This is a genomic window from Cellulomonas sp. KRMCY2 (genome assembly GCF_000526515.1).
Taxonomy (GTDB): Bacteria; Actinomycetota; Actinomycetes; order Actinomycetales; family Cellulomonadaceae; genus Actinotalea.
On the sequence record NZ_JAGF01000001.1, the window covers coordinates 3,463,300 to 3,489,059 of the forward strand.

Sequence of the window (25,760 nt, forward strand, 5' to 3'; positions counted from 1 at the left end):
TTCGCGCGCGTCGGGCCCGCACTACGCTGGCCGGATGTCATCGTCGGAAGGGATACCCACGAGCATGTCGGAACGTGCGCAGATCGGTGTGACGGGTCTGGCCGTGATGGGCCGGAACCTGGCGAGGAACTTCGCTCGGCACGGCTACACGGTCGCGGTGCACAACCGGTCCTACGCCAAGACCGCGTCCCTCGTCGCGGACCACGGCGACGAGGGCACGTTCGTCGCATCGGAGTCGATGGCAGCCTTCGTGGCGTCCCTGGAGCGGCCGCGCAAGGTCGTGGTGATGGTCAAGGCCGGTGCGGCGACCGATGCCGTGATCGACGAGCTGGTCCCGCTGCTCGAGGCCGGCGACATCGTGATCGACGCGGGGAACGCGCACTTCCCGGACACCCGCCGTCGTGAGGCCGCGCTCCGTGCCCACGGGCTGCACTTCGTCGGCACCGGGGTCTCCGGCGGTGAGGAGGGCGCGCTCCTCGGGCCGTCGATCATGCCGGGCGGCTCGGCCGAGTCCTACCAGTGGCTCGGGCCGATCCTCGAGGACATCTCCGCCAAGGTCGACGGCGTGCCGTGCTGCACGTACGTGGGCCCGGACGGTGCGGGTCACTTCGTCAAGATGGTGCACAACGGCATCGAGTACGCCGACATGCAGCTCATCGCCGAGGCCTACGACCTGCTGCGGCAGGGCCTGGGTGCCGGCGCCGCCGAGATCGGCCGGATCTTCGCTGCGTGGAACACCGGGGACCTCGAGTCGTTCCTGATCGAGATCACCGCCGACGTGCTGGGCCACGTCGACGCCACGACAGGTGCTGCGTTCGTCGACATCGTCGCCGACCGTGCCGAGCAGAAGGGCACCGGGCGGTGGACGGTGCAGAACGCCCTGGACCTCGGCGTGCCGATCACCGGGATCGCCGAGGCGACGTTCGCCCGCGCGCTGTCCGGCTCCACACCTCAGCGCTCGGCCGCCCGTGGCGTGCTGTCCGCGCACACCCAGCCGTTCGACGTCGTCGACCGGGACGCCTTCATCGAGGACGTGCGCCTCGCGCTCTTCGGGTCGAAGGTCGTGGCGTACTCCCAGGGCTTCGACCAGATCGCCGCGGCGTCGGCCGAGTTCGGCTGGGACATCGACCGCGGTGCGATGGCCCGGATCTGGCGCGGCGGGTGCATCATCCGGGCCCGGTTCCTCGATCGGATCACCCAGGCCTACCAGCGCACCCCCGACCTCGCGCTGATGCTGGCCGACCCGTACTTCGCGCAGACCGTCGGGGCGAGCGTCGCCGCCTGGCGTCGCGTCGTGTCCCGCGCGGCGCTCGCCGGGGTGCCGACGCCGGCGTTCTCGTCCTCGCTGGCCTACTACGACGGTGTGCGCGCGGAACGCCTGCCGGCCAACCTCATCCAGGCCCAGCGTGACTTCTTCGGCGCCCACACCTACCAGCGCACGGACCGGGCGGGAGCGTTCCACACCCAGTGGTCGGGCGACCGCACCGAGGGCGAGGCGTGATCGCCCAGGCCGAGGGACGCGCGCCGTCGGGCGCGACGTTCCAGCCGGTGATCCTCGGCGCCGACATCGGCGTGTACGGGCTCGCACGCGCCTTCCACGAGGAGTACGGCGTCCGCTCGATCGTCGTGAGCATGACGGTGACCGGCCCCGTCGCCGACTCGACGATCATCGAGAACGTCGTGCTCGGCCCGGATGCCACACCCGAGCAGATGATCACGGCCCTGCAGGCGGTGGCCGAGCGGTTCGACAGCGGTCAGCTCCTCCTGCTGGCGAACACCGACTGGCTCGTGCGGTTCCTGGTCAGCAACCGCGACACGCTCGAGCAGTGGTACACCGTGCCGTTCCTCGATGCGGCGCTGCTGGACCGGCTCGCCGACAAGGCGCGGTTCGCCGAGCTGTGCATCGAGCTGGGCATCAGCACCCCGCAGACCGTCGTCCAGGACTTCGCTGCGGCGGGGGAGCCGGGCTGGCAGCCCGTGCCGGTCGATCTCGGGTTCCCGGTCATCGCGAAGGCGGCCAACAGCGCCGACTACGAGCGGCTGAGCTTCGAGGGCAAGCGGAAGGTCTACCAGGTCGACGACCGGGCCGGTCTCGACGCGTTGTACGCCACGCTCACCCGGGTGGGCTTCCGCGGCCGCTTCGTCGTCCAGGAGATGATCCCGGGCGACGACACCCGGATGCGCAGCATCACGTGCTACGTCGACACCCACGGCTCCGTGACGTTGTCCTGCTGCGCGCACGTGCTCCTCGAGGAGCACACCCCCAGCGGCCTCGGCAACCCGGCTGCGATGATCACCGGCCGATGGGACGACCTGCTGGAGCAGGCCCACCGGCTCCTGACGAGCACCGGCTACGTGGGATTCGCCAACTTCGACGTCAAGGTCGACCCCCGGGACGGCTCGGCGCAGTTCTTCGAGGTCAACCCGCGGATCGGCCGGAACAACTACTACGTCACGGCGGCGGGGGCGAACCCGGTCCGGTTCCTCGTCGCAGACCACGTCGACGGCACGGCGGTCGAGCCGGTCGTCGTCGAGCGTGAGGTGCTGTACTCGATCCTCCCGCACCGCCTGCTGCGCCGGTACGTCCTGGAGCCGGCGCTCCGGGCCAAGGTCGACGGCCTGATCGCGCGGCGGGCGACCGCGCACCCGCTGCGTTACCGCGCCGAGACACGCCTCAAACGGCGACTCTATGTCGCCGTCGCGGCGCTGAACCAGGTGCGCAAGTTCCGTCGGTACTACCCGGAGGTCACGCGCACGGGGCTCTGAGCCACCGGGTCAGCCGAGCTGGTTGGTCCCGCTGTACAGGTGCAGGACCGGCACCTTGAGCTCCTCGCGTGCCCGCGAGGCCCAGTCGGTGTGGAACGTGTCCTCGAGTGCGTGCGGCAGGGTCACGACGACGATCTCGCGCACGTCCTTGTCGGCGACGGCTGCGCGGAGGGCGGGCAGCGGGTTGTCGGCGACGACCGCGCCGTCGGCCGTCAGACCGGCGGCGGTGAAGACGGCGACAGTCGCGGCGAGGTGCTCCTGGGCGTTGGCGTGTGCTCTGACCGGCTTGGGCTCACGACGCAGGACGGCATCGAGCGCCTCCCGGAGCTCGCCGAGACTCAGGTGGTCGATGAGCGAGACGAGCATGTTGTGCTGGGCGTCGGCCGGTACCAGCACGTGGTACCGGATGCCGTCGCCGTCGTGCAGGGCCGTGATGTGCTCGACATCGACAGCCGTCAGGGTGGCCTCGGTCAGCACCAGGATGATCTCGCTCACGGTGGCAGCCTATCCGGCGTCGGCCGTGCGGCGTACCGCCGTCCGGCGCGGTGCTCGTCGGGTGATCGGGCCGGTGCGTCCTAGCATGGCGCGGTGCACCCCTACCCGGCCGGACCAGTCACCCCGCGTTGCGATCGGGTCGTCGTCGTACCCGGGGGGACCGGGGTCGTGGGCGGTGCGGTGGTCCGTGGCCTGTGTGCCGCCGGGGCTCGCGTGATCGTCCCGACCCGGACAGCGGTGAGCCCCGGCCACGCGTCGCGCGACGACGTCGGAGGCGTGAGCGCCGAGCGCGGTACGGACGCTGACGGCGGCGCCGGCCCGGGCGGACCGACGGGCGCCCTGCGGACGGTCACGGTGCGGACCTGGGAGGATCCCGTCGAGCTGCTCGCGGTCGCAGCCGAGCCGGGATGGGCGCCGGACGCCGTCGTGGCCGCGATCGGCGGCTGGTGGATCGGCACCGAGCTGATGGACCTGTCACCGTTGGTGTGGCGCGAGCTCGTCGAGAGCCACCTGACCGGTCACTTCCTGGTGGCCCGCGCCCTCGCACCGCTCATCGCCGGAACGCCCGACGCGGTGTACGTCGCCCTGAACGGTGCCGCTGCGCGTGAGCCGATGGCCCTGTCCGGCCCGGTATCCGTCGCCGGGGCCGGTCAGTCGATGCTCCTGGACGTCCTGCGCCGGGAGTCCATCGGACGGACGGTGCGCTTCCACGAGCTCCTCGTGCTGGCCGCCGTCGCGGGGGACGACCGCAACCTGACGCCGGTCGCCACTGTCGCGCCGGGTGCCGTCGCCGCGGCGGCGCTGGGCGTCCTGTGCGACCCGGCCGCGCCGCCGACCGTGCAGGTCGGCGCCACCGGCGACCTCGACGACCGACCCGACACCGGCGCCGGCCCCTCGTGAGCGAGCCGAGGAGCCTGACCTCGCGGCGGCCCCAGGTACCGCCGGCCGAGCTGCTCGCCGCGTTCGTGCCGCCCCGGCACTTCGCGGGGGCGACGTTCGAGACCTACCTGCCGGATCCTGTGCACCCCAGCCAGGCGGCCGCTCTCGAGGCCGTGCGTGCCGTCGGTGGACTCGTCGGGCCGACCGCCGGCGTGCCGTGGTGGCGCCGTGTGCGGCCCGGGACCCGGCCGCGGGTCGCCGTGTACCTGGACGGCGGGTTCGGGGTCGGCAAGACGCACCTGCTCGCTGCGCTCGCCCGTCACGTCGGGCCGGCGGACGCCTCGTTCGGGACGTTCGTCGAGTACACCCACCTGGTCGGGGCTCTGGGCTTCGCACCGACCGTCCGGGCGCTGTCGCACCGGCGGCTGGTCTGCATCGACGAGTTCGAGCTGGACGACCCCGGCGACACCGTCCTGATGTCCCGGCTGCTGCGGGAGCTCTCCGACGCGGGTGTCGCGCTGGCCGCGACCTCGAACACGCTGCCGGAGTCCCTCGGTCAGGGCAGGTTCGCGGCCGAGGACTTCCTGCGGGAGATCCAGGCGCTGGCCGCCCGCTTCGACGTGCTCCGGATCGACGGCCCCGACTACCGCCACCGCGGTGCTCCGCATCCCGAGCACGGCCTGGCCGACGACATCGTGCGGTCGGTGACCGCCGGTGAGCCGGGTGCGACCTGCGACGACTTCGGCGAGCTCCTCGCCCACCTGCAGACGGTGCACCCGAGCCGATACGGCGCGCTGCTCGACGGGGTCGCGGCCGTGGGCGTGACCGGCGTCGTCCCGGTGGCCGACCAGGCCGACGCACTGCGTCTCGTCGTGCTCGTCGACCGCGTGTACGAGCTCGACGTGCCGGTCCTGCTCGGTGGGACCGGCACCGAGGGCTTGTTCAGCGCGGCGATGCTGCGCGGCGGGTATCGCAAGAAGTACCTGCGTGCACTGTCCCGCCTCGGTGCCTTGATCGAGCAGGGCGGCATGCTGCCGGGGGCGTCGGGGTGACCGACCTGCGGCCTCAGCTGCCTGCGCGGGAGGCGGCGAGTCGTCTCAGCTCGACCGCCGGGTCGAAGTCGGCGGCCGGCCACTGCGGCGCGATGCCCTCGAGCGCGTGCACGAGCAGCTCGGTGACGGCCGACCGGGCGTACCACTTGCGGTCCGCGGGAACGACGTACCAGGGCGCGACGTCCGTCGAGGTCCGGTCAAGGACGGCCTGGTAGGCCTCCTGGTACCGGGGCCACTTCGCGCGCGCGTCGATGTCGTCCGGGTTGTACTTCCAGTGCTTGTCGGGGCGTTCGATCCGCTCCTTGAGCCGCTTGGTCTGCTCCTCGAGCGAGACGACGAGCGCGACCTTGACCACCGGGGTCCCCGCGGCGACGATCTCGGCCTCGAAGGCGTTGATCTCGTCGTACCGCGGCTCCCAGACCGCCCGGGGCACGAGGTCCTCGACCCGGACCACGAGCACGTCCTCGTAGTGGGACCGGTCGAAGACCCCGAGGTACCCCGGTCGGGGGAGAGCGGCGCGGATCCGCCAGAGGTAGTGGTGCGCGAGCTCCTCCTCGGTCGGCACACCGAACGACCGCATGGCGACCCCTTGCGGGTCCACCTGGCCGACGACGTGGCGCACGATGCCGCCCTTGCCGGCGGTGTCCATGCCCTGCAGGACGAGCAGCATCGAGCGCGTCCCGCCGGTACGGCCGCCCGCGAACAGTCGCTCCTGGAGCTCGGACAGCACGACGCCGCGCTTGGCCATCAGCCTGCGTCCCGTGGTCTTGTCCCCGTCGAAGCCGGGGGTCGAACCCCTGTCGAAGGCCGCGAGGTCGAAGCCGTGCCGCACGCGCAGCGCCTTGTGCGCGGGAGTGGTCCAGCCGTCGGTGGATGCCAAGGTTCCTCCTGGGTGCGCGGGCGGACGGTCCGGCCGGTCAGTCCGTGATCAGCCTAGGGCCGGGCCCGGTGCGCAGGACGGCGACCGAGCGTCCACCCAGGACCACGCTGCGGCCGTCGATCTCGAGCTCGTCCCAGGCTGCGAGGAGCTCGAGGGTCGCGCCGTCGTCGTGGGTGGCTCCGTGCTGAGTCAGGTCGACGCGCACGGGGTCGTCGCCCAGGGCGACGACGATCGCGACGTCCGAGCGGTGCACCACGAGCCACCGCCCGTCCTCGTCGTGCTCGACGCGGGTCGCTGCGCGGTCCCCGGACGCGATCGACGGCTCCGTGCGGCGGAGCCCGATGAGGTCGCGGTACCAGGAGAGGAGCCGGGCGTGCTCGGGGCGGTCGGGCTCCGCCCAGTCGAGCCGGCTCGCGGCGACGGTGGCCGGAGCCTGCGGGTCGGGTACCCGGACGTCGTGACCGGCTGCGTCCGTCCAGCCGTGGCCCGCGAACTCCTCGGCGCGACCGCGGCGGATCCCCTCGACCAGCTCCGGCTCCGAGTGGTCCGTGAAGAACTGCCACGGGGTGCTCGCTCCCCACTCCTCACCCATGAAGATCATCGGGGTGAAGGCCGACGTCAGCACCAGGGCTGCGGCGATCGCCGCACCACCGGCGTCCGGCGGCGGGTAGGGCCGGTCGCCCAGGGCGCGGTTCCCGACCTGGTCGTGGTCGGAGACGAACGCGACGAACTGATGACCGTCGACGCCTGCCGGAACCGGACGGCCCCACGCCTTCCCCCGGAACGTGGAGTGGCCGCCGTCGTGCACGAAGACCCGGGTCAGGGCCGTGTCCAGGGTCTCGAGGCTGCCGAAGTCGACGTAGTACCCCTGGCGCTCGCCGGTGAGCAGGGCGTGGACGGCGTGATGGACGTCGTCGGCCCACTGCGCCGTCATGCCCAGCCCGCCCTCGGCGGTCCGGGTGATGGTCCGGGCGTCGTTGAGGTCCGACTCGGCGATCAGGGACAGCGGCCGCCCCAGCTGCCTGCTCAGGTCCGCGACGGCGTCCGCGAGCTCGGCGAGCAGGTGCACAGGGGAGTCGTCGACCATGGCGTGCACGGCGTCGAGGCGCAGCGCGTCGAGGTGGAAGTCCCGCATCCAGCGCAGCGCGTTGTCCACGAGGAACCGACGGACCTCGTGGCTGTCGGGACCGTCGAGGTTGACCGCCCAGCCCCACTGGGTGTGGTGCAGGTCCGTGAAGTACGGCCCGAAGACCGCGAGGTAGTTGCCGGACGGCCCGAGGTGGTTGTAGACGACATCGAGGCACACCGCCAGACCGCGGCCGTGGGCGGCGTCGACGAAGCGTTGCAGGGCGGCCGGTCCACCGTACGGGTCGTGCACGGCGAAGAGCGCGACGCCGTCATACCCCCACCCGTGCACACCAGGGAAGGCTGCGACCGGCATGAGCTCGACGACGTCGACGCCGAGCTCCACGAGGTGGTCGAGACGCTCGATCGCGGCGTCGAGGGTGCCGGTCGGGGTGAAGGTGCCCAGGTGCAGCTCGTAGACGACGCTGCCCCGCACGTCCAGGCCGGTCCAGCCGGCATCGGACCACGCGTGGCCCGACGGGTCGAACGTCCGGCTCGGGCCGTGCACCCCGTGCGGCTGCCACGCGCTGCGCGGGTCCGGACGTGGCTCGCCGCCGTCGACGGCGAAGGCGTAGTCGGTCCCGTCGGGCAGGTCGACCGGGGACGTCCACCAGCCGGCGGCGGTCCTGGTCATCGGATGGACCTGCGGCCCGTCGAGGAGGTCGGGCAGGTGCAGGTCGACCCGGGCTGCCGTCGGGGCCCAGACGGACGGCGCCGCAGGAGTCGTCACTGCCGTTGGAGTCGTCACTGCCGTTGGAGTCGTCACAGAGGTCGGGCCGTCATCCGTTGGCATCGGGCTCAGCCTGCCCGTCGCGCACCAGGAGCGCCACCGGGAGATCGCCGAGCAGGTCCGCGAGCCGCACGACGCCGCCGGCGACGGTCCGTCCGGTCAGCTCGTCGCGCCACGTGCCCTCGGGCAGCACGACGGTGTGCTCGCCCCAGCCGCCGAGTCGTTCGAGGGCCAGGGCGAGCCGGGTGGCGACGGTCACGGCACGCGGCCTACCCGCCTCGGTCCGGGCGAACACGATGGCGTTGCCGGACGAGCACGGCAGCGGGGTGTAGCCGGCGTCGGGACCGATGAAGGCGTCGGGGTGGTCCCGTCGGACGCGCAGGCAGCGGGACACGACGAGGAGCTTCTCGTCGGCGAGGTCGCGCGGCGACTCCACCTCGAGCCGGTCGAGTGCTGCCGCAAGGCTTGCGAAGTCGACCGGGCGCCGGTTGTCCGGGTCGACGAGGGCGATCGCCGGGACCTCGGTGCCCTGGTAGACGTCGGCGACGCCGGGCAGCGTGAGCTGGACGAGCTTCGTGCCGAGGGTCGCCGCCCGGGTGCCGGCCGCGGTCCGGTCGAGCCATCCGGTGAACGCGTCGGCGACCGTGGGGTCCGTCAGGAGGTGCGCCGCGTAGCCGGTGACGGCCTGCTCGTACGCCTCGTCCGGTGCGGTCCAGGACGTGTGCGTCTTGGCCTCGCGCATCGCCTTGGTCAGGTAACCGCAGAGCCGATCGAGCGCGATCGGGCCGGTGGTCTGCCAGGTGCCGGCAAGCGTCTGCCACAGGATGTTCTCGGTCCGGCCGTCCAGCAGGCCGGGCCGTGCGTCGGCCGTCGCGGTGCGCAGGGCGCCCACGAGCTCCGACCACTCCGTCGGCAGCTCGGACAGGACACCGAGCCGGGCCCGGACGTCCTCGCTGCGCTTGGTGTCATGGGTGGACAGGCCGGTCATCGCGACCGGTGCGTGCTGCTGCGCGCGAGTGGCCCAGGCGTGCAGCTCCTCGGTGCTGATCGCGAAGCGTTCCGGTGCCCCGCCGACCTCGCACAGGCTGATCAGGTGGCTCCAGCGGTAGAACGCGGTGTCCTCGACCCCCTTGGCCATCACCGCACCGCAGGTCTGCTGGAACCGGACGACCAGCTCGCCGCGACGGGCCTCCCGGGTTCGGCCGGCGGACCCGATCTCCTTGCCGAGGAGCATCTCGGCGAGCAGGTCGAGGCTCTCCAGGCGGTCCTCGTCGAGGTGGGACCGGGCCCGGGTGACGCACTCGGCGAACGCCGCCTGCACGTCCGGGTGCGCGGTCTCGCCCGGTACCACGTAGTACCGGTAGCGGTCCGCGGCGACCAGCAGCTCGACGAGGCAGTCGTACAGGGACCGCCAGGTGTGGTCGCGCAGGCGAACGTCGTCGCGGCAGATCTCCGCCGCCAGGTCGGCGAGGCGGTTGAGCTCTGCGTAGAGCGGGCCGCTGACGATCTCGCGCTTGGCCTCGTCGACCAGGCGGGGCAGGGCGTCGGCGGTGTCGCCGGTCAGCCGGTGCATGACGGCGCCGAGCTCGGCGCCGCCGCCCGGGTCGACGAAGGTCGCGTGCACGCGCCACATCGCCTCGTACCCGGTGGTACCCGCCGTCGCCCAGTCCTCGGGCAGCTCCTCGGTGGGCGCCAGGATCTTCTCGACCACGACCCAGGCCTCATCGGTCGCCTGCGCGAGACGTTCGAGGTAGCCCTGCGGGTCGGCGAGCCCGTCCGGGTGGTCGATCCGCAAACCGTCGACGGTCCCGTCCGCCACGAGCGACGTGATGAGCTGGTGGGTCGCGTCGAAGACCAGCGGGTTCTCGACCCGGACCGCGGCGAGCGAGCCGACGTCGAAGAAGCGGCGGTAGTTGAGCTCCTCGTTCGCGACCCGCCAGTACGCGAGGCGGTAGTGCTGACGGTCGACGAGCTCCGCGAGCGGGAGGTGCTCGGTGCCCGCGCGCACCGGGAAGACGGCGTCGTGGTAGCGCAGCACCGTCCGGGGCGTGCCGTCGCCGCCGGGGACGACGGTGTCCTGCACGGTCAGCTCGTTCGAGGCGAGCACCGCCCCGATCCGGCGCCCCAGCACCGGCATCAACAGGGCGCCGTCCCCGGCGGACCAGTCGACGTCGAACCAGGATGCGTACGGGGACTCCGGTCCCTCCGCGAGCACCGACCACAGGGCGCGGTTGTGCCAGACCGGGGTCGGTACTGCCATGTGGTTCGGCACGATGTCGAGCACCAGGCCGAGCCCGGCCGCGTGGGCCGTACGGGCGAGCCGGTCGAGGCCGGCGCGGCCGCCGAGCACGGGGGAGACCTCGTCGTGGTCGACGACGTCGTAGCCGTGGGTCGAGCCCGGGGCGGCGGTCAGCACGGGCGAGAGGTACACGTGCGTGACGCCGAGCCGGGCCAGGTAGCCGATCTGCTCGGCGGCGTCGTCGAAGGTCAGGTCCGCGCCGAGCTGCAGGCGGTAGGTCGAGACCGGAACCGGTCGGTCCACGGGCGGGCGGCGACGGGCCGGGCCCGGGCGGTCGGCGGTGATCGTCATCGGCAGCTCACGCGCCGACCGGCGGTCTGGTGAGCACGAGCGTGCTGCGGCCGGTGATCTCGAGCACGCTTCCCCCGATCAGCTCGGCCCCTGCTCCGAGCGTGTGGTCGGTGTCCACGACGCAGGTCCACACGTCGCCGAACTCGGCCGGCGGCAGCGTGAACGAGACCGGGTCCTTGTCGGCGTTGTAGAGGACCAGGAAGCTGTCGTCGACGACCGGGTCGCCGCGGTCGTCCGGTTCGGCGATCGCCTCGCCGTTGAGGAAGACCGTCACGGCGCGCGCATGGCCCTCGCGCCAGTCCCCATCGGACATGTGCTGCCCGGCGGTGTTGAACCACGCGATGTCACCGAGCTCGGACTCGCCCCCGTGGTCCGCGCTGCCGAAGAAGAATCGCCGACGGCGGAGCACCGGGTGATCCCGGCGCAGGTGGACGAGCGCCCGGGTGAAGTCGAGGTGCCCGTCCCGGGTCTCGTCCAGCTCCCAGTCGACCCAGGTGGTCGGGTTGTCCTGGCAGTAGCCGTTGTTGTTGCCCGCCTGGGTCCGGCCGAGCTCGTCGCCGTGGGCGAGCATCGGCACGCCCTGCGACAGCAGGAGGGTGGTCAGGAAGTTGCGCTGCTGACGCCAGCGCAGCCCGGTGATCGCGAGGTCGTCCGTCGGCCCCTCGACACCGCAGTTCCAGGACCGGTTGTGGCTCTCGCCGTCGGCGTTGCCCTCGCCGTTGGCGTCGTTGTGCTTGTCGTTGTAGGAGACCAGGTCGTTGAGCGTGAAGCCGTCGTGGGCCGTGACGAAGTTGATCGATGCGATCGGCTTACGCCCGGTGTGCTCGTACAGGTCCGAGGATCCGGACAGCCGGCTGGCGAACTCGGCGAGCGTCGCGGGCTGGCCGCGCCAGAAGTCCCGGACGGTGTCGCGGTACTTGCCGTTCCACTCGCTCCACAGCGGCGGGAAGCCACCGACCTGGTAGCCGCCGTCACCGACGTCCCACGGCTCGGCGATGAGCTTGACCTGGCTGATCACCGGGTCCTGCTGCACGAGGTCGAAGAAGGCCGAGAGTCGGTCGACCTCGTGGAACTGGCGGGCGAGGGTCGAGGCGAGGTCGAACCGGAAGCCGTCGACGTGCATCTCCGTGACCCAGTACCGCAGCGAGTCCATCAGGAGCTGGAGCACGTGCGGGTGCCGCATCAGCAGGGAGTTGCCGGTGCCGGTGGTGTCGAAGTAGTGCGCCTGGTCCTCGTCGACCAGGCGGTAGTAGGCCGCGTTGTCGATGCCGCGGAAGCACAGCGTCGGGCCGAGGTGGTTGCCCTCGGCCGTGTGGTTGTAGACCACGTCGAGGATGACCTCGATGCCCGCCTCGTGCAGGGCCTTGACCATCTGCTTGAACTCCTGCACCTGCTGGCCGGGGTAGGCCGCCGAGGCGTACCCGTTGTGCGGGGCGAAGAAGCCGATGGTGTTGTAGCCCCAGTAGTTCGACAGACCCTTGGCGACGAGGGTCGGGTCGTTGACGAACTGGTGCACCGGCATGAGCTCGATGGCGGTGATCCCGAGGTCGACCAGGTGGTCGATGATCGCGGGGTGCGCGAGCCCGGCGTACGTGCCGCGCAGGACCTCGGGGACGCCCGGGTGCTGCTTGGTGAGCCCCTTGACGTGCGCCTCGTAGATCACGCTCTCGTGGTAGCTGTGGTTCGGCGGCCGGTCGTGACCCCAGTCGAAGAACGGGTTGATCACCACGGACGTCATCGTGTGCCCGGCCGAGTCGTCGGCGTTCAGCGCGTCGGGATCGGCGAAGTCGTAGGAGAAGAGCGACGCGTCGCCGTCGATCTGGCCGTCGATCGCCTTGGCGTAGGGGTCGAGGAGCACCTTGGCGGGGTTGCAGCGATGACCCTTCGCGGGCTCGTACGGTCCGTGCACCCGGAAGCCGTACCGCTGACCGGGCTGCACTCCCGGCAGGTAGACGTGCCACACGAAGGCGTCGACCTCGGGCAGGTCGACCCGCTCCTCGGTGCCGTCCTCGGCGAACAGGCACAGCTCGACCCGGTCGGCAAGCTCGGAGAAGAGCGCGAAGTTGGTGCCTGTTCCGTCGAAGGTCGCGCCGAGGGGGTAGGGCTTGCCTGGCCAGATCTGCATGTGCCAAGACTGCCAGGCCGAACGGCCTCGTGCGTCACGGTCTCCGATCCGGGACGCCGTGGTACGCCACCGGGCCGCGTCGCGCGAGGAGTGCCCTCCGCACCCGCCGCTCAGGAACCGGTGACGAGGTCCCCGCCGGCCGAGGTCCACGCCCCGACGCCACCGTCGAGGTGCGCGAGGGATGTCATGCCGGCTGAGCTCATGACGTCCATCGCCTGGGCCGAGCGGTTGCCCGACCGGCAGTACAGGGCGTAGGTGACGTCGGGGTCGAGCGCTGCGATCGCGGTGGCGAAGTCCGGGGCGGAGACGTCCAGGTTGAGGGCCCCGTCCAGGTGACCCTCGGCGTACTCCTGCGGGGTCCGCACGTCCACGACGACGACGCCGTCGGTCGCGACGAGGTCGGCGAAGGCAGCGGCGTCGAGCGTCTGGGTGCTCGCCTCGCCGTCGGCCGCGGACCCGACGGTCGCGCCGTCCTGCTCCTGCGGAGCACATGCGGTCACGCCCATGACGAGGGTGGCCGCGAGCAGCAGGCCGGCCAGGGACGCGCGTCGCGCGGAACGGTTCAGGGTGAGTGTCGTCATGGGCCGACTATACCCCAGGGGGTATGCGCCCTCGCATACCCCCTGGGGTCAGCCCGCGGTCGTCCCGGTCAGATGAAGAGCATCTGGGCGCCGGCGGTGAGCTCGATGAAGTCGGTGGCGCTGATGATGCCCTCGACCTCCGAGTACAGGTCGGTGTCGGTGAGCTTGTTCATGTCGGCGCTGAGCCGGCACGCCCACAGGTGCCCGCCGGCCCCGACGATCTGCTCGAGGAACTCGGGGATCTCGGGGACCCCGAGGTCGGCGATCGACTTCTTCATCTGCTTGGTCGCCATCCCGGTGATGCCCGGCATCGGCGTCAGGCCCATCGGCATGTGCGTGGCGGTGTTGCCGACCGGGGTGAACTTGAGGTCGTTCATCCGGGACTTGGTGATCATGTCGAGGCCCCAGAACGTGAAGAAGATGTGGGTCTCGACGCCCTCGCCGAGCGCGGCGTTGCCGAGGATGAGCCCCGGGTAGGCCATGTCGAGGTTGCCCTTGGAGCAGATGATCGCGAGCTTGCGGCCCTCGTTCGCGTCGTCGTCGAAGGACGGGACGAGCGGGGCTGGGGATGTGGTCACGATGGTGTTCCTCTCGTTGCGGACGGCATCGTCAGACGCAGCCGCGCGGCTTGGGCAGACCGGCGATGTAGGCCATCTTCTTGGCCGGCTTCTTCGGGAAGAGCGCGAACTGCTCCTTGGTGGACACGCCGCCGACCGCCTGGACCCGGCGGGTGGTCGCCGTCTCGCCCTGGGTGGCGAAGTCCGCGCGAAGGAAGCGCAGCACCTTCCAGTGGTCGTCGGTGAGCTCGATCCCGATGGCGGCGGCCAGGCCGGGCGCCATCGCCTCGTCCCACTCGGCGGGGTCGGTGAGGAACCCCTCCTCGTTGACGTGGACCTCGCGTCCGTCGATCGTGGTCACAGGCATGGTTCAGTCCTCTCTCAGGTCGTTCGCGGGCGCGGTCGTGGCGAGGGCCGCGGGCCGCTTCTTGCCGGTCATGGACATGTGCACCGGGACGGGGAGCCGCCTGCCGGGCAGGAGCAGGTTCCAGTAGATCCAGCGGAAGGCGAGCTTGCCCAGGTGGTTGATCCGGCTCTCGGCCAGGAGCCGCATGGGCCCGACGACGGGCAGCGGGTACATCCCGGGCAGGGGCTCGGTGTCGTAGTTGAAGTCGATCAGCAGCGCCTTGCCGTTGCCGGACTCGATGAAGCAGTTGGCGTGCCCGTCGAAGCTCTCCGGCATCGGCCGGCCGGCGACGTGCGCCAGGAAGTTCGGCACGAAGAGGTCGACCGCGAAGTGCGCGACCGAGCCGGCCTTCGAGGCGGGGGCGTCGCTCGCGTCGCCGACGGCGAAGATCGTGTCGTGCGCCTTGGAGATCAGGGTGTGCTTGTCGACCGGCACGTAGTTGAGCTCGTCGCCCAGCCCCGAGCGGGCGATGAAGTCGGCACCCATGTTGACCGGGATGGTCACCAGGAGGTCGAACGGCACCTCGCGCTCGTCGAAGGAGGTCAGCATGCCCGCGTCGGCGTCGATGCTCTCGACGACGAAGTCCGGCTCGATCGTGATGTGCCGTCCCTCGAGCATCCCGCCGAGGTACTGCGAGGACACCGGCTTGGTGAAGGCGCCCGGCAGCGGGGTCACGTACGTGATGTCGACCTTGTTGCGGATCCCGCGCTTGGTGAAGAACGCGTCCGCGAGGAACGTGAACTCGAGGGGTGCGACGGGGCACTTGATCGGCATCTCGGCGACGTGCACCACCAGGCGGCCGCCGGGCCAGGTCGCCAGCTTGGCGGCGAGGGCGTTGGCGCCCGCGTAGGTGAAGAACTCGTGCACCGACCCGCCGAGGCCCTCGGCCATCCCGGGAGTCTCCTCGGGCCGCGGCGTCGTACCCGTCGCGATGACCAGGTAGTCGTAGTCGAGGACGGCACCGTCCGACAGGAGGACCTGCTTCTTGTCGGCATCGACCCGCTCGACCGTCGAGACCACGAGGTCGACGCCCTTGGCGATCGTCGGCTTGCGGGGGCGCACGACGTCGCGCGGCCGGTACGTCCCGAACGGCAGGAACAGGAAGCCGGGCTGGTAGTAGTGCGTGACCTCGGGGTCGACGATCGTGATCGACCAGTCCTGCCGGCCGAGGCGAGGACGAAGCTTGTTGGCGACCATCGTCCCGGCCGTCCCTGCCCCGAGCACTACGAGTCGTCTCATCATCTGCTCCTGCTCTGCTCCTGCGACGGCGGACCTCCGTGAGGACACCGCGCGCGGGCGACGTCCTCGTGGCCCGTATGTCGACAGTATGGCGCGCGCGCCTCGCCCGCAGGGACGAAAGTCCATACCGCGGGGGGTATATTTCGGCAGCAACGGGTCATGACCGTCGAGGCAGCCCCGTCGGGCCGTGGCCGCGGTGTGCGAACGGCGGACCGCGCCCGGCCGTCAGCCCGCCAGACGGTCGACGATCGCACCGTACAGCGGCGGCAGCGCCCGCGCGACGGGTACCACGGCGGCGCGCGCGGGGGAGCAGGCCCAGGCCACCAGACCGCTGGTCAGCAGGCGGTAGTCGCGGGTCACGGAGGTCCAGGCCCGCTCGTAGGCCGCAGCGTCGTCGAGGTGGGCCACCGCCGCGGCGGCCTGGGCGAGGCCGACCCGCAGCCCCTCGCCGGTCAGGGCGTCGACGTACCCGGAGGCGTCGCCGACCAGGCGCACGCGGCCGGAGGTCCGGCGGGCCGTGCGCTGGTGCAGCGGTCCCGCGCCCCGGACCGGTCCGGCACTCGCCGCCCCGCGCAGGCGCTCCGCGAGCTCGGGGAACGACGCGAGGGCCTCGTCGTAGGCGAGTCCGGCCGGGCCCAGGATCGCGATCCCCACGAGGTCGTCCTGCACCGGCGTGACGTACGCCTCGACCCTCGGTCCCCAGTGCACCTCGACCAGGTGCGTCCAGGCCGGCATCAGGAAGTGTCGCCGCAGCCCGTACCGCCGACGTGGCGCCCGGCGTGCCGTGGGCCGGGCCGGGACGTCCAGGCCGCTCAGGCGACGCACTGTCGAGTGCAGGCCGTCACAGGCGAGCAGCCAGGACGCGCGCACACCCGCAGCCTCGACCGCGCCGTCCCGCTCGACGACCCGGTCGACCCGCGCAACGACCTGGCGGGTACCGAGCTCCTCGGCGCGGGCCTGCAGCGCGGCGTGCAGCGTCGTGCGACGGACCCCGCGGCCCGGGCCGGCCGAGAAGCGGTGGTCGACGTGGGCCCTGGCGTCGCGGTAGCTGATCCCGTCCAGCCGGTAGCCCGCAGGGTCGACCCCCAGATGCGCCAGGGCCTGCAGGGTGCCCGGCATCAGGCCTTCCCCGCAGGCCTTGTCGATCGGTCCGACCCGCTGCTCGGCCACCACGACGCTCAGGCCGGCCAGGCGTGCCCCGATCGCCGCGGCGAGCCCCACCGGTCCGCCGCCCACGACGAGCACGTCGGCGTCGATCACCGTCGTTCGCCGCCCGTCGATGGCGCATGGGCTGCGCCCGCGATGGCGCGTTCCTCGGCCGGGATCCGGAAGCGCAGCAGGAGGACTGCGTCGAGCACGGTGAAGGCGGTGGCGGTGACCCAGGCGCCGTGCACGAGCGGCAGGGCGAGTCCCTCGAGGGCCACGGCCAGGTAGTTCGGGTGACGCAGCCAGCGGTAGGGACCGCGTTCGACGAGCGGTCGGCCCGGCAGGACGATCACCCGCGTGCTCCAGCGGCGACCGAGGCTCGTGATGCACCACCAGCGCAGGGCCTGGCCCGCGGCCACCGCGACGAGAGCCGACCAGCCCAGGACCGGGATGAACGGCCGGTCCGCGACCACGACCTCGACGACGGCGCCGACCAGGAGCCCCGAGTGCAGGGCCACCATCGCCGGGTAGTGCCCCTGGCCGGACTCGACGCCGCCCTGGTCCAGTGCCCACCGGGCGTTGTGCGCCGAGACGACGAGCTCGGCGAGCCTTTCGACAGCTGTCAGGGTCATGACCAGCCAGAACAGGGTCAGCACCGTTCACACCTCCGAGGTCCGGCGGAGCAGGACGAGATCGGCGCTGACCCCCGGTCCGAAGGCGATCAGCACGGCGGGGGAGCCCGGTGCCTGGTCAGGGCACGCCCAGTCGTCGGCGAGGAGATGCAGCACGGACGCCGAGGACAGGTTGCCGACCGCGGCGAGCGACCGCCGGGACAGGGCCAGGGCCTCGTCGCCGAGCTCGAGGGCCTCCTGCACCGCGTCGAGGATGCGCGGTCCTCCGGCGTGCACCAGCCAGGACGTCACGTCGCGCACCTTGAGGTCGTGCTGCTCCAGCAGTGCTGTGACGTCGTCCGCCAGGCCCGACCGGATGACGCCGGGCAGACCGGACGTCAGCACGATCCGGAACCCGCTGGTCTGGACGTGCCAGCCCAGGACGTCGGCCGTACCGGGGTACAGGCGGCTCGCCGTGCCGAGGACGACGTGCCCGGGCAGGGCGGTCGGGCCGGCTGCCGCCGGGTGGTCGTCACCGACCATCACCACGGCTGCGGCGCCGTCGCCGAACAGGCCGCTGGCGACCAGGTTGGCCATCGAGTCGTCGCCGTGCTGGATCGTCAAGGAGCAGAGCTCGACGGAGACCAGCACGCCGACCTCCCGGGTGTGCCCGGCAAGGTAGTCGTCGACGCGCGCGAGACCCGCAGCGCCACCGGCACACCCGAGCCCGAAGGACGGCATCCGCTTGACGTCGGTCCGCATCCCGAGCCGTTCGACGAGCAGGGCGTCGACCGACGGCGCGCTGATCCCGGTGACCGAGGTGAAGAGCAGGAAGTCGACATCGGCCGGTCGGAGGCCCGCCGTGCGCAGGGCCGCGCGCACGGCCCGTTCGGCGAGCCCGGTGGCGATCTCGACGAAGTGGTCGTTCGCCTCGCCGAAGGACGTCAGGCCCGGGTACCGGTCGAGCGGCAGGGCCAGGTGCCGCGTGCTGACACCGGTCGCGGCGTGCACCCGTTCCAGGACGGCACGCGCTGTCGAGTCGTCGGTGGTGAGCAGCCGGCCCAGGACGGCGGTGATCGCCTCCTGGGGGTAGACGTGGTCCGGCAGCACAGGGGCCACTGCGACCAGGCGCGACATCACGGCATCGTGCCATCCGGACGACGATCCGGCCATCGGCCGGGGCGCTCGCAGGCGCGACGTCGCTGCGCCCGTTGCTACCGTCGGCGGATGGATCGACCCGGCTCCGCCGTCCTGGCACTCGCCCGGGCCTGCCATCCGGGACCCACGGTGCTCGTCACGGTGCTCGCCGTGGCGCTCGCGCTGGGGACCGGAGCCGGCGGGTGGACGGTCGCGGTGGTCGGCGCGGCGGTGCTCGCCGGTCAGCTGTCGATCGGCTGGTCGAACGACTGGATCGACGCCGGACGGGACCTCGCGGCCGGACGGCACGACAAGCCGGTCGTCGCAGGCCTCGTCTCCGAGCACGTGCTGCGCCGGGCGTCGCTGCTGGCGGCCGCGGCCTGCGTCCCGCTCTCCTTCGCCGTCGGCTGGCGGGGCGGTCTCGCGCACGTCGCGGCGGTCGCCGGCGGCTGGGCCTACAACGGCGCGCTCAAGGCCTCGGTGTGGTCGTGGGCGCCGTTCGCGGTGTCCTTCGGGCTGCTGCCGATCTTCGTCGTCCTGGCGTTGCCGGGACACCCGCGCCCGGCTGCCTGGGCGGTCTCGGCGGCGGCGCTGCTCGGCGCCGGAGCGCATCTGGCCAACGTGCTGCCCGACCTCGAGGACGACCACGCCACCGGCGTTCGCGGCCTCGCGCACCGGCTGGGTCGACGGACCTCGAGCGTGCTGGCGCCGGCCGTGCTCCTGGTGGCGGGTGGCCTTGCGGTGCTCGGTCCGGCCGGCGCGCCGGATCCACCGGCGTGGCTGCTCGGCGCCCTGGTCGGGGCGATCGCCGTGTCTGCGGGTGTGGTCGCCGTCGCAGCGCCGCGGAGCCGACTGCCGTTCACGCTCACGATGGTGGTCGCCGCCCTGTGCTGCGTGCTGCTCGTGCGCGTCGGTGACCAGGTGGTCCTGCCGATCTGATCCGCCGGCCGGACCGCCGTCGGCTCGGCGCGCGCGGGGCCCGACGTCGACCAGCACGCAGGCGGCGGCGATCGGGCTAGCGTGGGCCGATGACCGCAGGACGCCAGGGACCGCTCGTGATCGCGCACCGGGGGGCCAGCGACCGGTGGGCCGAGCACACGCGCGCGGCGTACCTGCAGGCCCTCGACGACGGGGCCGACGGTCTGGAGTGCGACGTCCGGCTGACGGCCGACCGGGAGCTCGTCTGCTGGCACGACGCGACGGTCGACCGGACGTCCGACGGTCATGGCCCCGTGCACGAGCACACCCTCGCCGAGCTGCGTCGGCTCGACGTCTCCTCGTGGAAGGACCCGTCCGTACCGCCGGGCTACGGGCGGGCCGCCGAGCAGCTTCTGGCCTTCACCGACCTGCTCGACCTCGCCCGGGCTGCCGGCCGCCCGGTGGTGCTCGCGGTCGAGCTCAAGCATCCCTCGCCGTTCGGCTTCGATGCGGAGGATGCCGTCCTGGCGACGCTCGACGCGGCCGGCTGGGACCCCGGGTCCGGGACGATCGGTCAGGTGTCGGTCACCTTCATGAGCTTCCACCCCGGCTCGCTCCAGCACCTGGGCTCCTTCGTGCCCAGTGCGCACCTGATGGCGTTGACCGACGAGCAGGACGTCGCGGTGGCCGTGGCGGAGCACGCCCCGGACCTGGCCGGCCCGCTCGCCGTGGCCGGCGTCGAGCGCCTGGTCGACGAGGCGCGGATGATGATCGACGACCGCCAGGTCGGCGGCGCGGGTCCGAGCGTCGCCTACCTGCGTGCCCACCAGGAGAAGGTCCGCCGGTGGATCCGTGCCGGGACCCTGGTGCGGGTGTGGACCGTCGACGATCCCGCCGATGTCGCGCTGTGCCGCGAGGTGGGTGTGCCCGAGGTCACGACCAATCGTCCCGCCGACGTGCTCGAGCTGTTGGGCCGCCGTACCTAGGCCGGGCGCGATCCCACCGGGTCGCCGTCGTGGACGGTCAGCCGGTCGTCGAGCCAGCCGAACACTGTCGCGAAGAACTCGGCGCGCGGGCCCTCGGCGGACAGGCTCAGGTCATGGATCCCGTCGGCGATCCGCACGAGCGTCACGTCGGCACCGAGGAGCGGGACCCGCGCCGCGATCTGCTCGACGTCGAGGATGGTGTCCTGGGAGTCGAGGCCCGGGTTCCCCATCGAGTTCGCGCCGCTCGTCTGCGCGGTGCACACGAGCACGGGCGCGCTGATCTGCAGTCCCTGCACCAGTCGGGCCTGACCGCGACGCACCGCACGCAGCCAGCCGGCGCGGACCGGGAAGCCCTCGGGCGGCTTGAGCCGCAGGTCGTAGTCCCAGCGACCCCCGTTCGCCACGTGCAGGTGGTGGGAGTAGGCCGAGTGACCCTCGGCGACGATCCGCTGGGGGTCGAGCGGGCCGACCGCGTCGAGCACCCTGGTCCCGATGACGCGCTGGAACCAGCGGGCGTTGAGGTCGAACCACGGGCTGTTGAGCACGAGAGCGTCGACCACGCGGGCGTTGCGCAGGCTGTGCGCCCACAGGCTGGCGGTCAGGCCGCCGGTCGAGTGCGCCATCACGACGAGTCGGTCGTGGCCGAGGGGCCCCCGGATCAGGCGGGCCGCCGCGCTGAGCTCGCCGACGTACTCGGTCAGGTCGGTGCAGAAGTGTGGCGTCTGCCAGGCGCGCAGCGAACGGCCGCACCGCCGCAGGTCGAGGGCGTAGAAGGTGTAGCCGTGCGCCAGCCACTGGTCGGCGAGGTGGGTCTGGAAGAAGTAGTCGTTGAAGCCGTGCACGTACAGGACCGCCCCGCCGTGACCGGTCCCGCCGTCGTCCGCCGGTCCGCCGGGGGTGCTGCCGCGTGCCGCGCGCACGAGGGTCGCGACGAGCGGACCCTCGGCGTCGACGCCGAGGTCGATGGTGGTCTGCTCCCAGCCGGGTCCCAGGGGGTCCGGGACCCAGGACGTCATCGGGTCCTCCGGGAGGTCATCGGGTCACGGTTCCACCGTGCCCTGCGGGACGACCGCGTGCCCGTCGGGCGGGCCCGCGACGTCGGTCCGCCCACGCGCCCCGACGGCGATCGGCACGAGCAGCCCCAGGCCGAGCGCGACGACGAGCATGATCCCGAGGATTCCCCAGTGCTGGGAGCCGCCGACGACGATCATCGTCGAGAAGGCCAGCGGCGCGAGGAAGCTCGCGGCCCGCCCGGTCGTCGCGTAGAGCCCGAAGATTTCGCTCTCCCGACCGGGCGGGATGAGGCGGGCCAGCAGGGTCCGGCTCGCCGACTGCGCGGGGCCGACGAACAGGCACAGCAGGAGGCCGAAGATCCAGAAGACGATCTGCCCGCCCTCGTGCAGCACGAAGATGGCCAGCCCGGAGACCAGCAGGCCGATCAGCGACGTCATGATGACGGCCTTGGGCCCGACCCGGTCGTCGAGGAAGCCACCGACGATGGTGGCGACCCCCGCCACCACGTTGGCGGCGATCGCGAAGACGATCACTCCCGCGGCGGTGAAGCCGAAGGTGCCCGAGGCGATCACCGCACCGAAGGTGAACACGCCGGCCAGCCCGTCCCGGAACACGGCGCTGGCGATGAGGAACTTCAGGGTCTGGCGGGCCTCGCGCCACAGCGCGGCGACGTCGCGGAAGAGCTGTCGGTAGGACCCGAGGAAGCCGAGGCGTGACCGGGTCGGGCTGGGCGGGACCTCGGGGACGGCGACCAGGACGGGGATCGCGAAGACCGCGAACCAGATCGCCGAGACGAGCACCGCGGCGCGGATGTCGAGGCCGTTCTCGCCGGTGATCCCGAACCAGCCGACCTCGGGGTTGATGAACCCGACGAAGAGGATCAGGAGCAGGACGATGCCGCCGATGTAGCCGGCGCCCCAACCGATCCCGCTGATCTTGCCGACGTTCCGGGCCGTGGAGACCTGGGCGAGCGTCGCGTTGTAGTTGACGGCCGCCAGCTCGAAGAAGATGTTGCCCAGGCCCAGCAGGGCGATGCCGAGCATGAGGTTCTGGGTCAGGCTCGACGGGTCGGGGGTGACCAGGAACATGGCCGCGCTGATCAGGACGGTGATGCCGGTGTGCACGCCGAGCCAGAGCTTGCGGCGGCCGTGGTCGTCGGACCGGGCGCCGGTGACTGGTGCGAGCAGGGCGATGAAGAGCCCGGCGATGGTCAGGCCCCAGCCGAGCCAGGCCGAGTGGTCGGCCATGATCCCGTCGAGCAGGGCTGTCGCGGCGCCTGCGGTGTCGCCCTCGGCCGCTGCGGCGGCGACGACCGTCGGGTCGACGAACGACGAGCTCGTCAGCCACCGGGTGAAGACGAAGGTGGTGATGACGGCGTTGAACGCGGCCGATCCCCAGTCCCACAGCGCCCAGGCGACGACCTGTCGGCGGGTGGTGGCGAGCGGGATGGCGCGGTCGGCGCTCAGGACGACGGCGTCGTGGGTCATCCGCGCATCGTAGGGGTCCGCGATGCCCTCGGCAGGGCATCCGGGTGAACGCGCGTCGACGAGCGGGAGACGACGCACCGGCGACGGTCCAGAAAGGGCCTCGGCGACGGCCCAGGGAAGGGCGGGGCCTCAGGTCGCGTCGCCCTCAGGCGTCGTCCACGACGACGGTGACCTCGTGCCACCCGGTCGCTCCGTCCGGGGCGACGGGCGCGACATCGCCGGTCTGCGGCCCGTCGACCGGGTCGCTCGCCCGGACCCGGAGCAGATGCTCTCCTGGCGTCGCGTCCCAGGTGAAGGACCACTGCCGCCAGGTGTCGATCGAGATCTCGTCACTCATCGTGGCGGGCTGCCACGCACCGTCGTCGACCTGGATCTCCACGTCGCTGACGCCCTTGTGCTGGGCCCAGGCCGTGCCGCCCACCGCGACCGCCCCCGCGGTCAGCCGTGCTCCGGGGCGGGGGACCTCGATCCGCGAGGAGGTCTTGACCGGCCCGAGCGCCGACCAGCCGCGGACCGTCCAGTAGGCGACCTGGTCGGCGAAGCGGGTCACCTCGAGGTCGACCACCCACTTGGTGGCCGAGACGTACCCGTAGAGGCCGGGCACGACCATGCGGGCCGGGAAACCGTGCGCGAGCGGGAGAGGCTCACCGTTCATCCCGATCGCCAGGATCGCGTCCCGGTCGTCGGTCAGGACGCCGAGCGGGGTCGAGGCCGTGAAGCCGTCGACGCTCGTCGACAGGACCATGTCCGCGTCGGGTGCCGGGCCCGCCTGCGCGAGCAGGTCACGGATCGGCAGACCGAGCCAGCGCGCGTTGCCGACCAGCGTCCCGCCGATCGGGTTCGACACGCACGCGAGCGTCACGTATGTCTCGATGAGGTCGGCAGCGAGCAGGTCGTCCCAGGTGAGTGTCACCTCGTGGTCGACCAGGCCGTGCACGCGCAGGCGCCAGGTCGCCGGGTCGACACGCGGGACCGTCAGGGCCGTGTCGATCCGGTAGAAGTCGGTGTTGGCGGTGACGACGTCGACGACGCCAGGGGTCGCGGACTGCGCACCCGTCGGCACGGGCGGTGCGGCACGGACGGGACGCGGCAGCCGCAGGGCGTCCCTGGCCGTGGCAGCCGCACGGCCCGTCGAGCCCGCGACGGTGCTCGCCGCCGCGGTCAGCGCGGCGACGACGGCGACGAGGCTCGCCGCGCCGAGGAAGCCGCGCCGATCTGGTCCGGTCGTGCGTGACGGATCGAGGGCCGACGGTGTGGCGCGTTCGCTCCGGACGAGCAGGGCGCGCAGGGCGATCGCCCCGGCGACCGCACCGGTGATGCTCGGCACGACGGCGAGCGGACCGGCGTCCGGCCGGGTCGTGGCTGCGACCGCTCCGACCACGCCGAGCAGGAGGACCGCACCGGTGCCCGCCGGGTGCGACCGGCGCGCCAGAAGGCCGCTCGCGGCGGCCAGAAGGATCAGGACGACAGTCATCCCGACGAACAGCGCGGCCTTGTCGTTGACGCCGAACGTCGCCACCGCCAGGTCCTTGAGCCACAGCGGTGTGGCGTCGACGAAGGCGTCGCCCACAGCGACCAGGGGTGCGGCGGAGGGAGCGATCAGTGCCGCGGCCAGCTGCGCGACGGCCAGTGTGAGACCCGCCGCCAGGACACCGGAGGCGGCCGCGCGTGCCAGCGCACGACGCCGCCTGCTCCTCGCGTCGGTCGTGGCCTCGGTCGTCGCCTCGGTCGCCATGGCACGAGCGTGACTCGTCGAACCATCGATGTCACCCCCGGTCTCACGTCCGGGCCCACATGTGCAGGCCGTTGCAGGCGGACCGCACGTGCGTGTCAGTGGGCCGGGGGAGCATGACGGGATGGAGACGGTCGGGTCGGCTCGGCGCGCGGGGCGGGACGCATTCGCGTGCGGCCTTGCACTGGCAGGCTGGTCCGAACGCTCCGCGTGGGGCTACGACGACGTGCTCGAGTGCTTCTGGGTCGAGCTCTGGCGCGACGGTGACGATGCCGGACCAGCCGTCCGGATCAGTCCCGAGCACCTGATCAGCACGGTGTCGGGCCTCGCCCGCGCGATGGCCTTCGCCCTGGAGGTCGGCGACGACGAGGCGTACCTGGCCCTGACGGCCTGAGCCGCCACGGGTCGCTCAGGTCCCGGCCATGGCCTCGGAGTTCTGATCCTGTCGACGCGCGCGGTGCCGAACCTCGACGTACGGTCGACTCTTCCGACCAGGAGGAGGCACTCATGGGAGTCGACGACAAGGTGAAGAACGCCGCCCAGAAGGCGGCGGGCAAGGCCAAGTCAGCCGTCGGCGACGCGCTGGACGATCGGGACCTCAAGGCCGAGGGCAAGGCGGACCAGACCAAGGCGTCGCTCAAGCAGGCCGGTGAGAACGTCAAGGACGCCGTCAAGGACGCTGCCAAGGACTGACGGGAGCGGTCGGGCTCGGCCGCTGGTGCACGATGTCCGGGTGACCGACCCGTTGGCCTTCGCCGAGTACGTGCCGGGAGGCTCCACGACGCGCGCCGGCGGCCCGGGCGGGGTCGAGGTGCGGGTCGCCACGCCGGACGACGACGTGGGCCTCGGGCGTCTGGTCGCCGGCGCACGCGACGCCCTTGCGCTCACGGCCCGGCTGCGCGCCGACGTCCTCGACCTGGAGCGCGTGGTCCTCGTCGCGCAGGATCGCGTGGGCGGACGTCTTCTCGGCTATGGACGGGCCGGGTTCCTCACCCCGCCGGACCCGGCTCCGCACGACGTCGCGCCCGCCGGCTGGTACCTGCTCGGTCTCGTCGTCGACCCGCGGGAGCGCCGCAGGGGCATCGGTGCACAGCTCACCGCCAGCAGGACCCGGTGGATCTGGGAACGCGCCGCCGAGGCCTGGTACTTCGCCAACGCACGCAACCTGGTCTCGCTCGAGCTGCACGCCCGCCTGGGCTACCGCGAGGTGACCCGCGACCTCTGGGTGCCGGGAGTCACCTTCGACGGTGGCGTCGGGGTCCTGTGCCGCGCGACGCGGCCGGGAGCGGGATGATCGCGCCGGG

24 protein-coding genes are annotated in these 25,760 nt (G+C 72.2%); 9 read left to right on the forward strand and 15 right to left on the reverse strand.

Going from position 1 to position 25,760, the window contains the following annotated elements; translation table 11 throughout:
- The first annotated feature begins 64 nt into the window (after positions 1–64).
- Positions 65–1,501, forward strand: coding sequence for an NADP-dependent phosphogluconate dehydrogenase (gndA, locus tag K415_RS0116285; protein ID WP_024288107.1), 1,437 nt, complete (start codon positions 65–67; stop codon positions 1,499–1,501).
- The gene (locus tag K415_RS0116290; RefSeq protein ID WP_231494921.1) at positions 1,498–2,766 is read left to right on the forward strand and encodes a hypothetical protein; all 1,269 of its coding nucleotides are present in this window, start codon (positions 1,498–1,500) and stop codon (positions 2,764–2,766) included. Before gndA ends, K415_RS0116290 begins: the two co-directional genes overlap by 4 nt.
- 9 nt (positions 2,767–2,775) lie before the next feature.
- Here the strand turns inward: K415_RS0116290 and K415_RS0116295 are convergent, their stop codons facing one another.
- The gene (locus K415_RS0116295) at positions 2,776–3,261 is read right to left on the reverse strand and encodes a hypothetical protein (RefSeq protein WP_024288109.1); all 486 of its coding nucleotides are present in this window, start codon (positions 3,259–3,261) and stop codon (positions 2,776–2,778) included.
- A 93-nt stretch (positions 3,262–3,354) separates the two neighbouring features.
- On the opposite strand from K415_RS0116295, the gene K415_RS22980 reads away from it, so the two are divergent.
- Both K415_RS22980 and zapE read left to right on the forward strand, forming a co-directional pair.
- Entirely contained in the window at positions 3,355–4,161 is an 807-nt protein-coding gene (locus K415_RS22980; protein WP_197024749.1) for a hypothetical protein, read from the forward strand.
- Complete coding sequence (gene zapE, locus K415_RS0116305; RefSeq protein WP_024288111.1) at positions 4,158–5,192, forward strand: cell division protein ZapE; 1,035 nt, start codon at positions 4,158–4,160, stop codon at positions 5,190–5,192. The genes K415_RS22980 and zapE overlap by 4 nt, the downstream gene beginning before the upstream one ends.
- Before the next feature lie 13 nt (positions 5,193–5,205).
- On the opposite strand, the gene K415_RS0116310 is transcribed toward zapE, so the two are convergent.
- The 11 genes from K415_RS0116310 to K415_RS0116360 form a co-directional block, all read right to left on the reverse strand.
- Positions 5,206–6,072: a PPK2 family polyphosphate kinase gene (locus K415_RS0116310; protein WP_024288112.1), complete on the reverse strand. Its 867-nt coding sequence runs from the start codon at positions 6,070–6,072 to the stop codon at positions 5,206–5,208.
- Between the two features lie 37 nt (positions 6,073–6,109).
- A complete protein-coding gene (gene treZ, locus K415_RS0116315; RefSeq protein WP_024288113.1) occupies positions 6,110–7,927 on the reverse strand; it encodes a malto-oligosyltrehalose trehalohydrolase in 1,818 nt (605 codons plus the stop codon).
- Between the two features lie 49 nt (positions 7,928–7,976).
- On the reverse strand, positions 7,977–10,517 hold the full coding sequence (gene treY, locus K415_RS0116320; protein ID WP_024288114.1) for a malto-oligosyltrehalose synthase: 2,541 nt from the start codon (positions 10,515–10,517) through the stop codon (positions 7,977–7,979).
- A 7-nt stretch (positions 10,518–10,524) separates the two neighbouring features.
- A complete protein-coding gene (glgX, locus tag K415_RS0116325) occupies positions 10,525–12,642 on the reverse strand; it encodes a glycogen debranching protein GlgX (RefSeq protein ID WP_024288115.1) in 2,118 nt (705 codons plus the stop codon).
- Positions 12,643–12,752: 110 nt separating this feature from the next.
- On the reverse strand, positions 12,753–13,223 hold the full coding sequence (locus K415_RS0116330) for a rhodanese-like domain-containing protein (RefSeq protein ID WP_024288116.1): 471 nt from the start codon (positions 13,221–13,223) through the stop codon (positions 12,753–12,755).
- Between the two features lie 68 nt (positions 13,224–13,291).
- Positions 13,292–13,801: a DsrE/DsrF/DrsH-like family protein gene (locus K415_RS0116335; RefSeq protein ID WP_024288117.1), complete on the reverse strand. Its 510-nt coding sequence runs from the start codon at positions 13,799–13,801 to the stop codon at positions 13,292–13,294.
- A 31-nt stretch (positions 13,802–13,832) separates the two neighbouring features.
- A complete protein-coding gene (locus K415_RS0116340) occupies positions 13,833–14,147 on the reverse strand; it encodes a TusE/DsrC/DsvC family sulfur relay protein (protein ID WP_024288118.1) in 315 nt (104 codons plus the stop codon).
- 3 nt (positions 14,148–14,150) lie between these two features.
- The gene (locus tag K415_RS0116345) at positions 14,151–15,425 is read right to left on the reverse strand and encodes an NAD(P)/FAD-dependent oxidoreductase (protein ID WP_024288119.1); all 1,275 of its coding nucleotides are present in this window, start codon (positions 15,423–15,425) and stop codon (positions 14,151–14,153) included.
- Positions 15,426–15,650: 225 nt separating this feature from the next.
- Positions 15,651–16,682 carry an NAD(P)/FAD-dependent oxidoreductase gene (locus tag K415_RS0116350; protein ID WP_029663966.1) on the reverse strand — a complete coding sequence of 344 codons (1,032 nt, stop codon included), beginning with the start codon at positions 16,680–16,682 and terminating at the stop codon, positions 15,651–15,653.
- Positions 16,682–17,203: an isoprenylcysteine carboxyl methyltransferase family protein gene (locus K415_RS0116355; protein WP_051480977.1), complete on the reverse strand. Its 522-nt coding sequence runs from the start codon at positions 17,201–17,203 to the stop codon at positions 16,682–16,684. The genes K415_RS0116350 and K415_RS0116355 overlap by 1 nt, the downstream gene beginning before the upstream one ends.
- 27 nt (positions 17,204–17,230) lie before the next feature.
- On the reverse strand, positions 17,231–18,319 hold the full coding sequence (locus K415_RS0116360) for a type III polyketide synthase (protein ID WP_024288122.1): 1,089 nt from the start codon (positions 18,317–18,319) through the stop codon (positions 17,231–17,233).
- Between the two features lie 90 nt (positions 18,320–18,409).
- Between K415_RS0116360 and K415_RS0116365 the strand changes: the two genes are divergently transcribed.
- On the forward strand, positions 18,410–19,258 hold the full coding sequence (locus tag K415_RS0116365; RefSeq protein ID WP_024288123.1) for a UbiA family prenyltransferase: 849 nt from the start codon (positions 18,410–18,412) through the stop codon (positions 19,256–19,258).
- An 89-nt stretch (positions 19,259–19,347) separates the two neighbouring features.
- Positions 19,348–20,223 (forward strand): glycerophosphodiester phosphodiesterase family protein, encoded by an 876-nt coding sequence (locus K415_RS0116370; protein ID WP_029663968.1) that lies wholly within the window; start codon positions 19,348–19,350, stop codon positions 20,221–20,223.
- Here K415_RS0116370 and K415_RS0116375 read toward each other — a convergent pair.
- The 3 genes from K415_RS0116375 to K415_RS0116385 all read right to left on the reverse strand — a co-directional run bounded on the left by K415_RS0116375 (position 20,220) and on the right by K415_RS0116385 (position 24,459).
- Positions 20,220–21,239: an alpha/beta hydrolase gene (locus tag K415_RS0116375; RefSeq protein WP_051480616.1), complete on the reverse strand. Its 1,020-nt coding sequence runs from the start codon at positions 21,237–21,239 to the stop codon at positions 20,220–20,222. The genes K415_RS0116370 and K415_RS0116375 overlap by 4 nt on opposite strands.
- 24 nt (positions 21,240–21,263) lie before the next feature.
- Entirely contained in the window at positions 21,264–22,724 is a 1,461-nt protein-coding gene (locus tag K415_RS0116380) for an MFS transporter (RefSeq protein WP_051480618.1), read from the reverse strand.
- A gap of 145 nt (positions 22,725–22,869) precedes the next feature.
- Entirely contained in the window at positions 22,870–24,459 is a 1,590-nt protein-coding gene (locus K415_RS0116385; RefSeq protein ID WP_024288125.1) for a molybdopterin-dependent oxidoreductase, read from the reverse strand.
- A 121-nt stretch (positions 24,460–24,580) separates the two neighbouring features.
- Here K415_RS0116385 and K415_RS0116390 point away from each other — a divergent pair, with 121 nt between their 5' ends.
- The 3 genes from K415_RS0116390 to K415_RS0116400 all read left to right on the forward strand — a co-directional run bounded on the left by K415_RS0116390 (position 24,581) and on the right by K415_RS0116400 (position 25,750).
- Positions 24,581–24,850: a hypothetical protein gene (locus K415_RS0116390; RefSeq protein WP_024288126.1), complete on the forward strand. Its 270-nt coding sequence runs from the start codon at positions 24,581–24,583 to the stop codon at positions 24,848–24,850.
- Between the two features lie 113 nt (positions 24,851–24,963).
- The gene (locus tag K415_RS0116395) at positions 24,964–25,149 is read left to right on the forward strand and encodes a CsbD family protein (protein WP_024288127.1); all 186 of its coding nucleotides are present in this window, start codon (positions 24,964–24,966) and stop codon (positions 25,147–25,149) included.
- 40 nt (positions 25,150–25,189) lie between these two features.
- Positions 25,190–25,750 carry a GNAT family N-acetyltransferase gene (locus K415_RS0116400; protein ID WP_051480620.1) on the forward strand — a complete coding sequence of 187 codons (561 nt, stop codon included), beginning with the start codon at positions 25,190–25,192 and terminating at the stop codon, positions 25,748–25,750.
- The last annotated feature ends 10 nt before the right edge of the window (positions 25,751–25,760 follow it).

Bases quoted from the DNA above. Each gene is read 5' to 3' on its own strand.
- gndA (WP_024288107.1), top strand. From the start codon at position 65: ATGTCGGAACGTGCGCAGATCGGTGTGACGGGTCTGGCCGTGATGGGC.
- treY (WP_024288114.1), bottom strand. From the start codon at position 10,517: ATGACGATCACCGCCGACCGCCCGGGCCCGGCCCGTCGCCGCCCGCCC.
- glgX (WP_024288115.1), bottom strand. From the start codon at position 12,642: ATGCAGATCTGGCCAGGCAAGCCCTACCCCCTCGGCGCGACCTTCGAC.
- K415_RS0116330 (WP_024288116.1), bottom strand. From the start codon at position 13,223: ATGACGACACTCACCCTGAACCGTTCCGCGCGACGCGCGTCCCTGGCC.
- K415_RS0116340 (WP_024288118.1), bottom strand. From the start codon at position 14,147: ATGCCTGTGACCACGATCGACGGACGCGAGGTCCACGTCAACGAGGAG.
- K415_RS0116345 (WP_024288119.1), bottom strand. From the start codon at position 15,425: ATGAGACGACTCGTAGTGCTCGGGGCAGGGACGGCCGGGACGATGGTC.
- K415_RS0116355 (WP_051480977.1), bottom strand. From the start codon at position 17,203: ATGACCCTGACAGCTGTCGAAAGGCTCGCCGAGCTCGTCGTCTCGGCG.
- K415_RS0116360 (WP_024288122.1), bottom strand. From the start codon at position 18,319: ATGTCGCGCCTGGTCGCAGTGGCCCCTGTGCTGCCGGACCACGTCTAC.
- K415_RS0116365 (WP_024288123.1), top strand. From the start codon at position 18,410: ATGGATCGACCCGGCTCCGCCGTCCTGGCACTCGCCCGGGCCTGCCAT.
- K415_RS0116370 (WP_029663968.1), top strand. From the start codon at position 19,348: ATGACCGCAGGACGCCAGGGACCGCTCGTGATCGCGCACCGGGGGGCC.
- K415_RS0116375 (WP_051480616.1), bottom strand. From the start codon at position 21,239: ATGACGTCCTGGGTCCCGGACCCCCTGGGACCCGGCTGGGAGCAGACC.
- K415_RS0116380 (WP_051480618.1), bottom strand. From the start codon at position 22,724: ATGACCCACGACGCCGTCGTCCTGAGCGCCGACCGCGCCATCCCGCTC.
- K415_RS0116385 (WP_024288125.1), bottom strand. From the start codon at position 24,459: ATGGCGACCGAGGCGACGACCGAGGCCACGACCGACGCGAGGAGCAGG.
- K415_RS0116390 (WP_024288126.1), top strand. From the start codon at position 24,581: ATGGAGACGGTCGGGTCGGCTCGGCGCGCGGGGCGGGACGCATTCGCG.
- K415_RS0116395 (WP_024288127.1), top strand. From the start codon at position 24,964: ATGGGAGTCGACGACAAGGTGAAGAACGCCGCCCAGAAGGCGGCGGGC.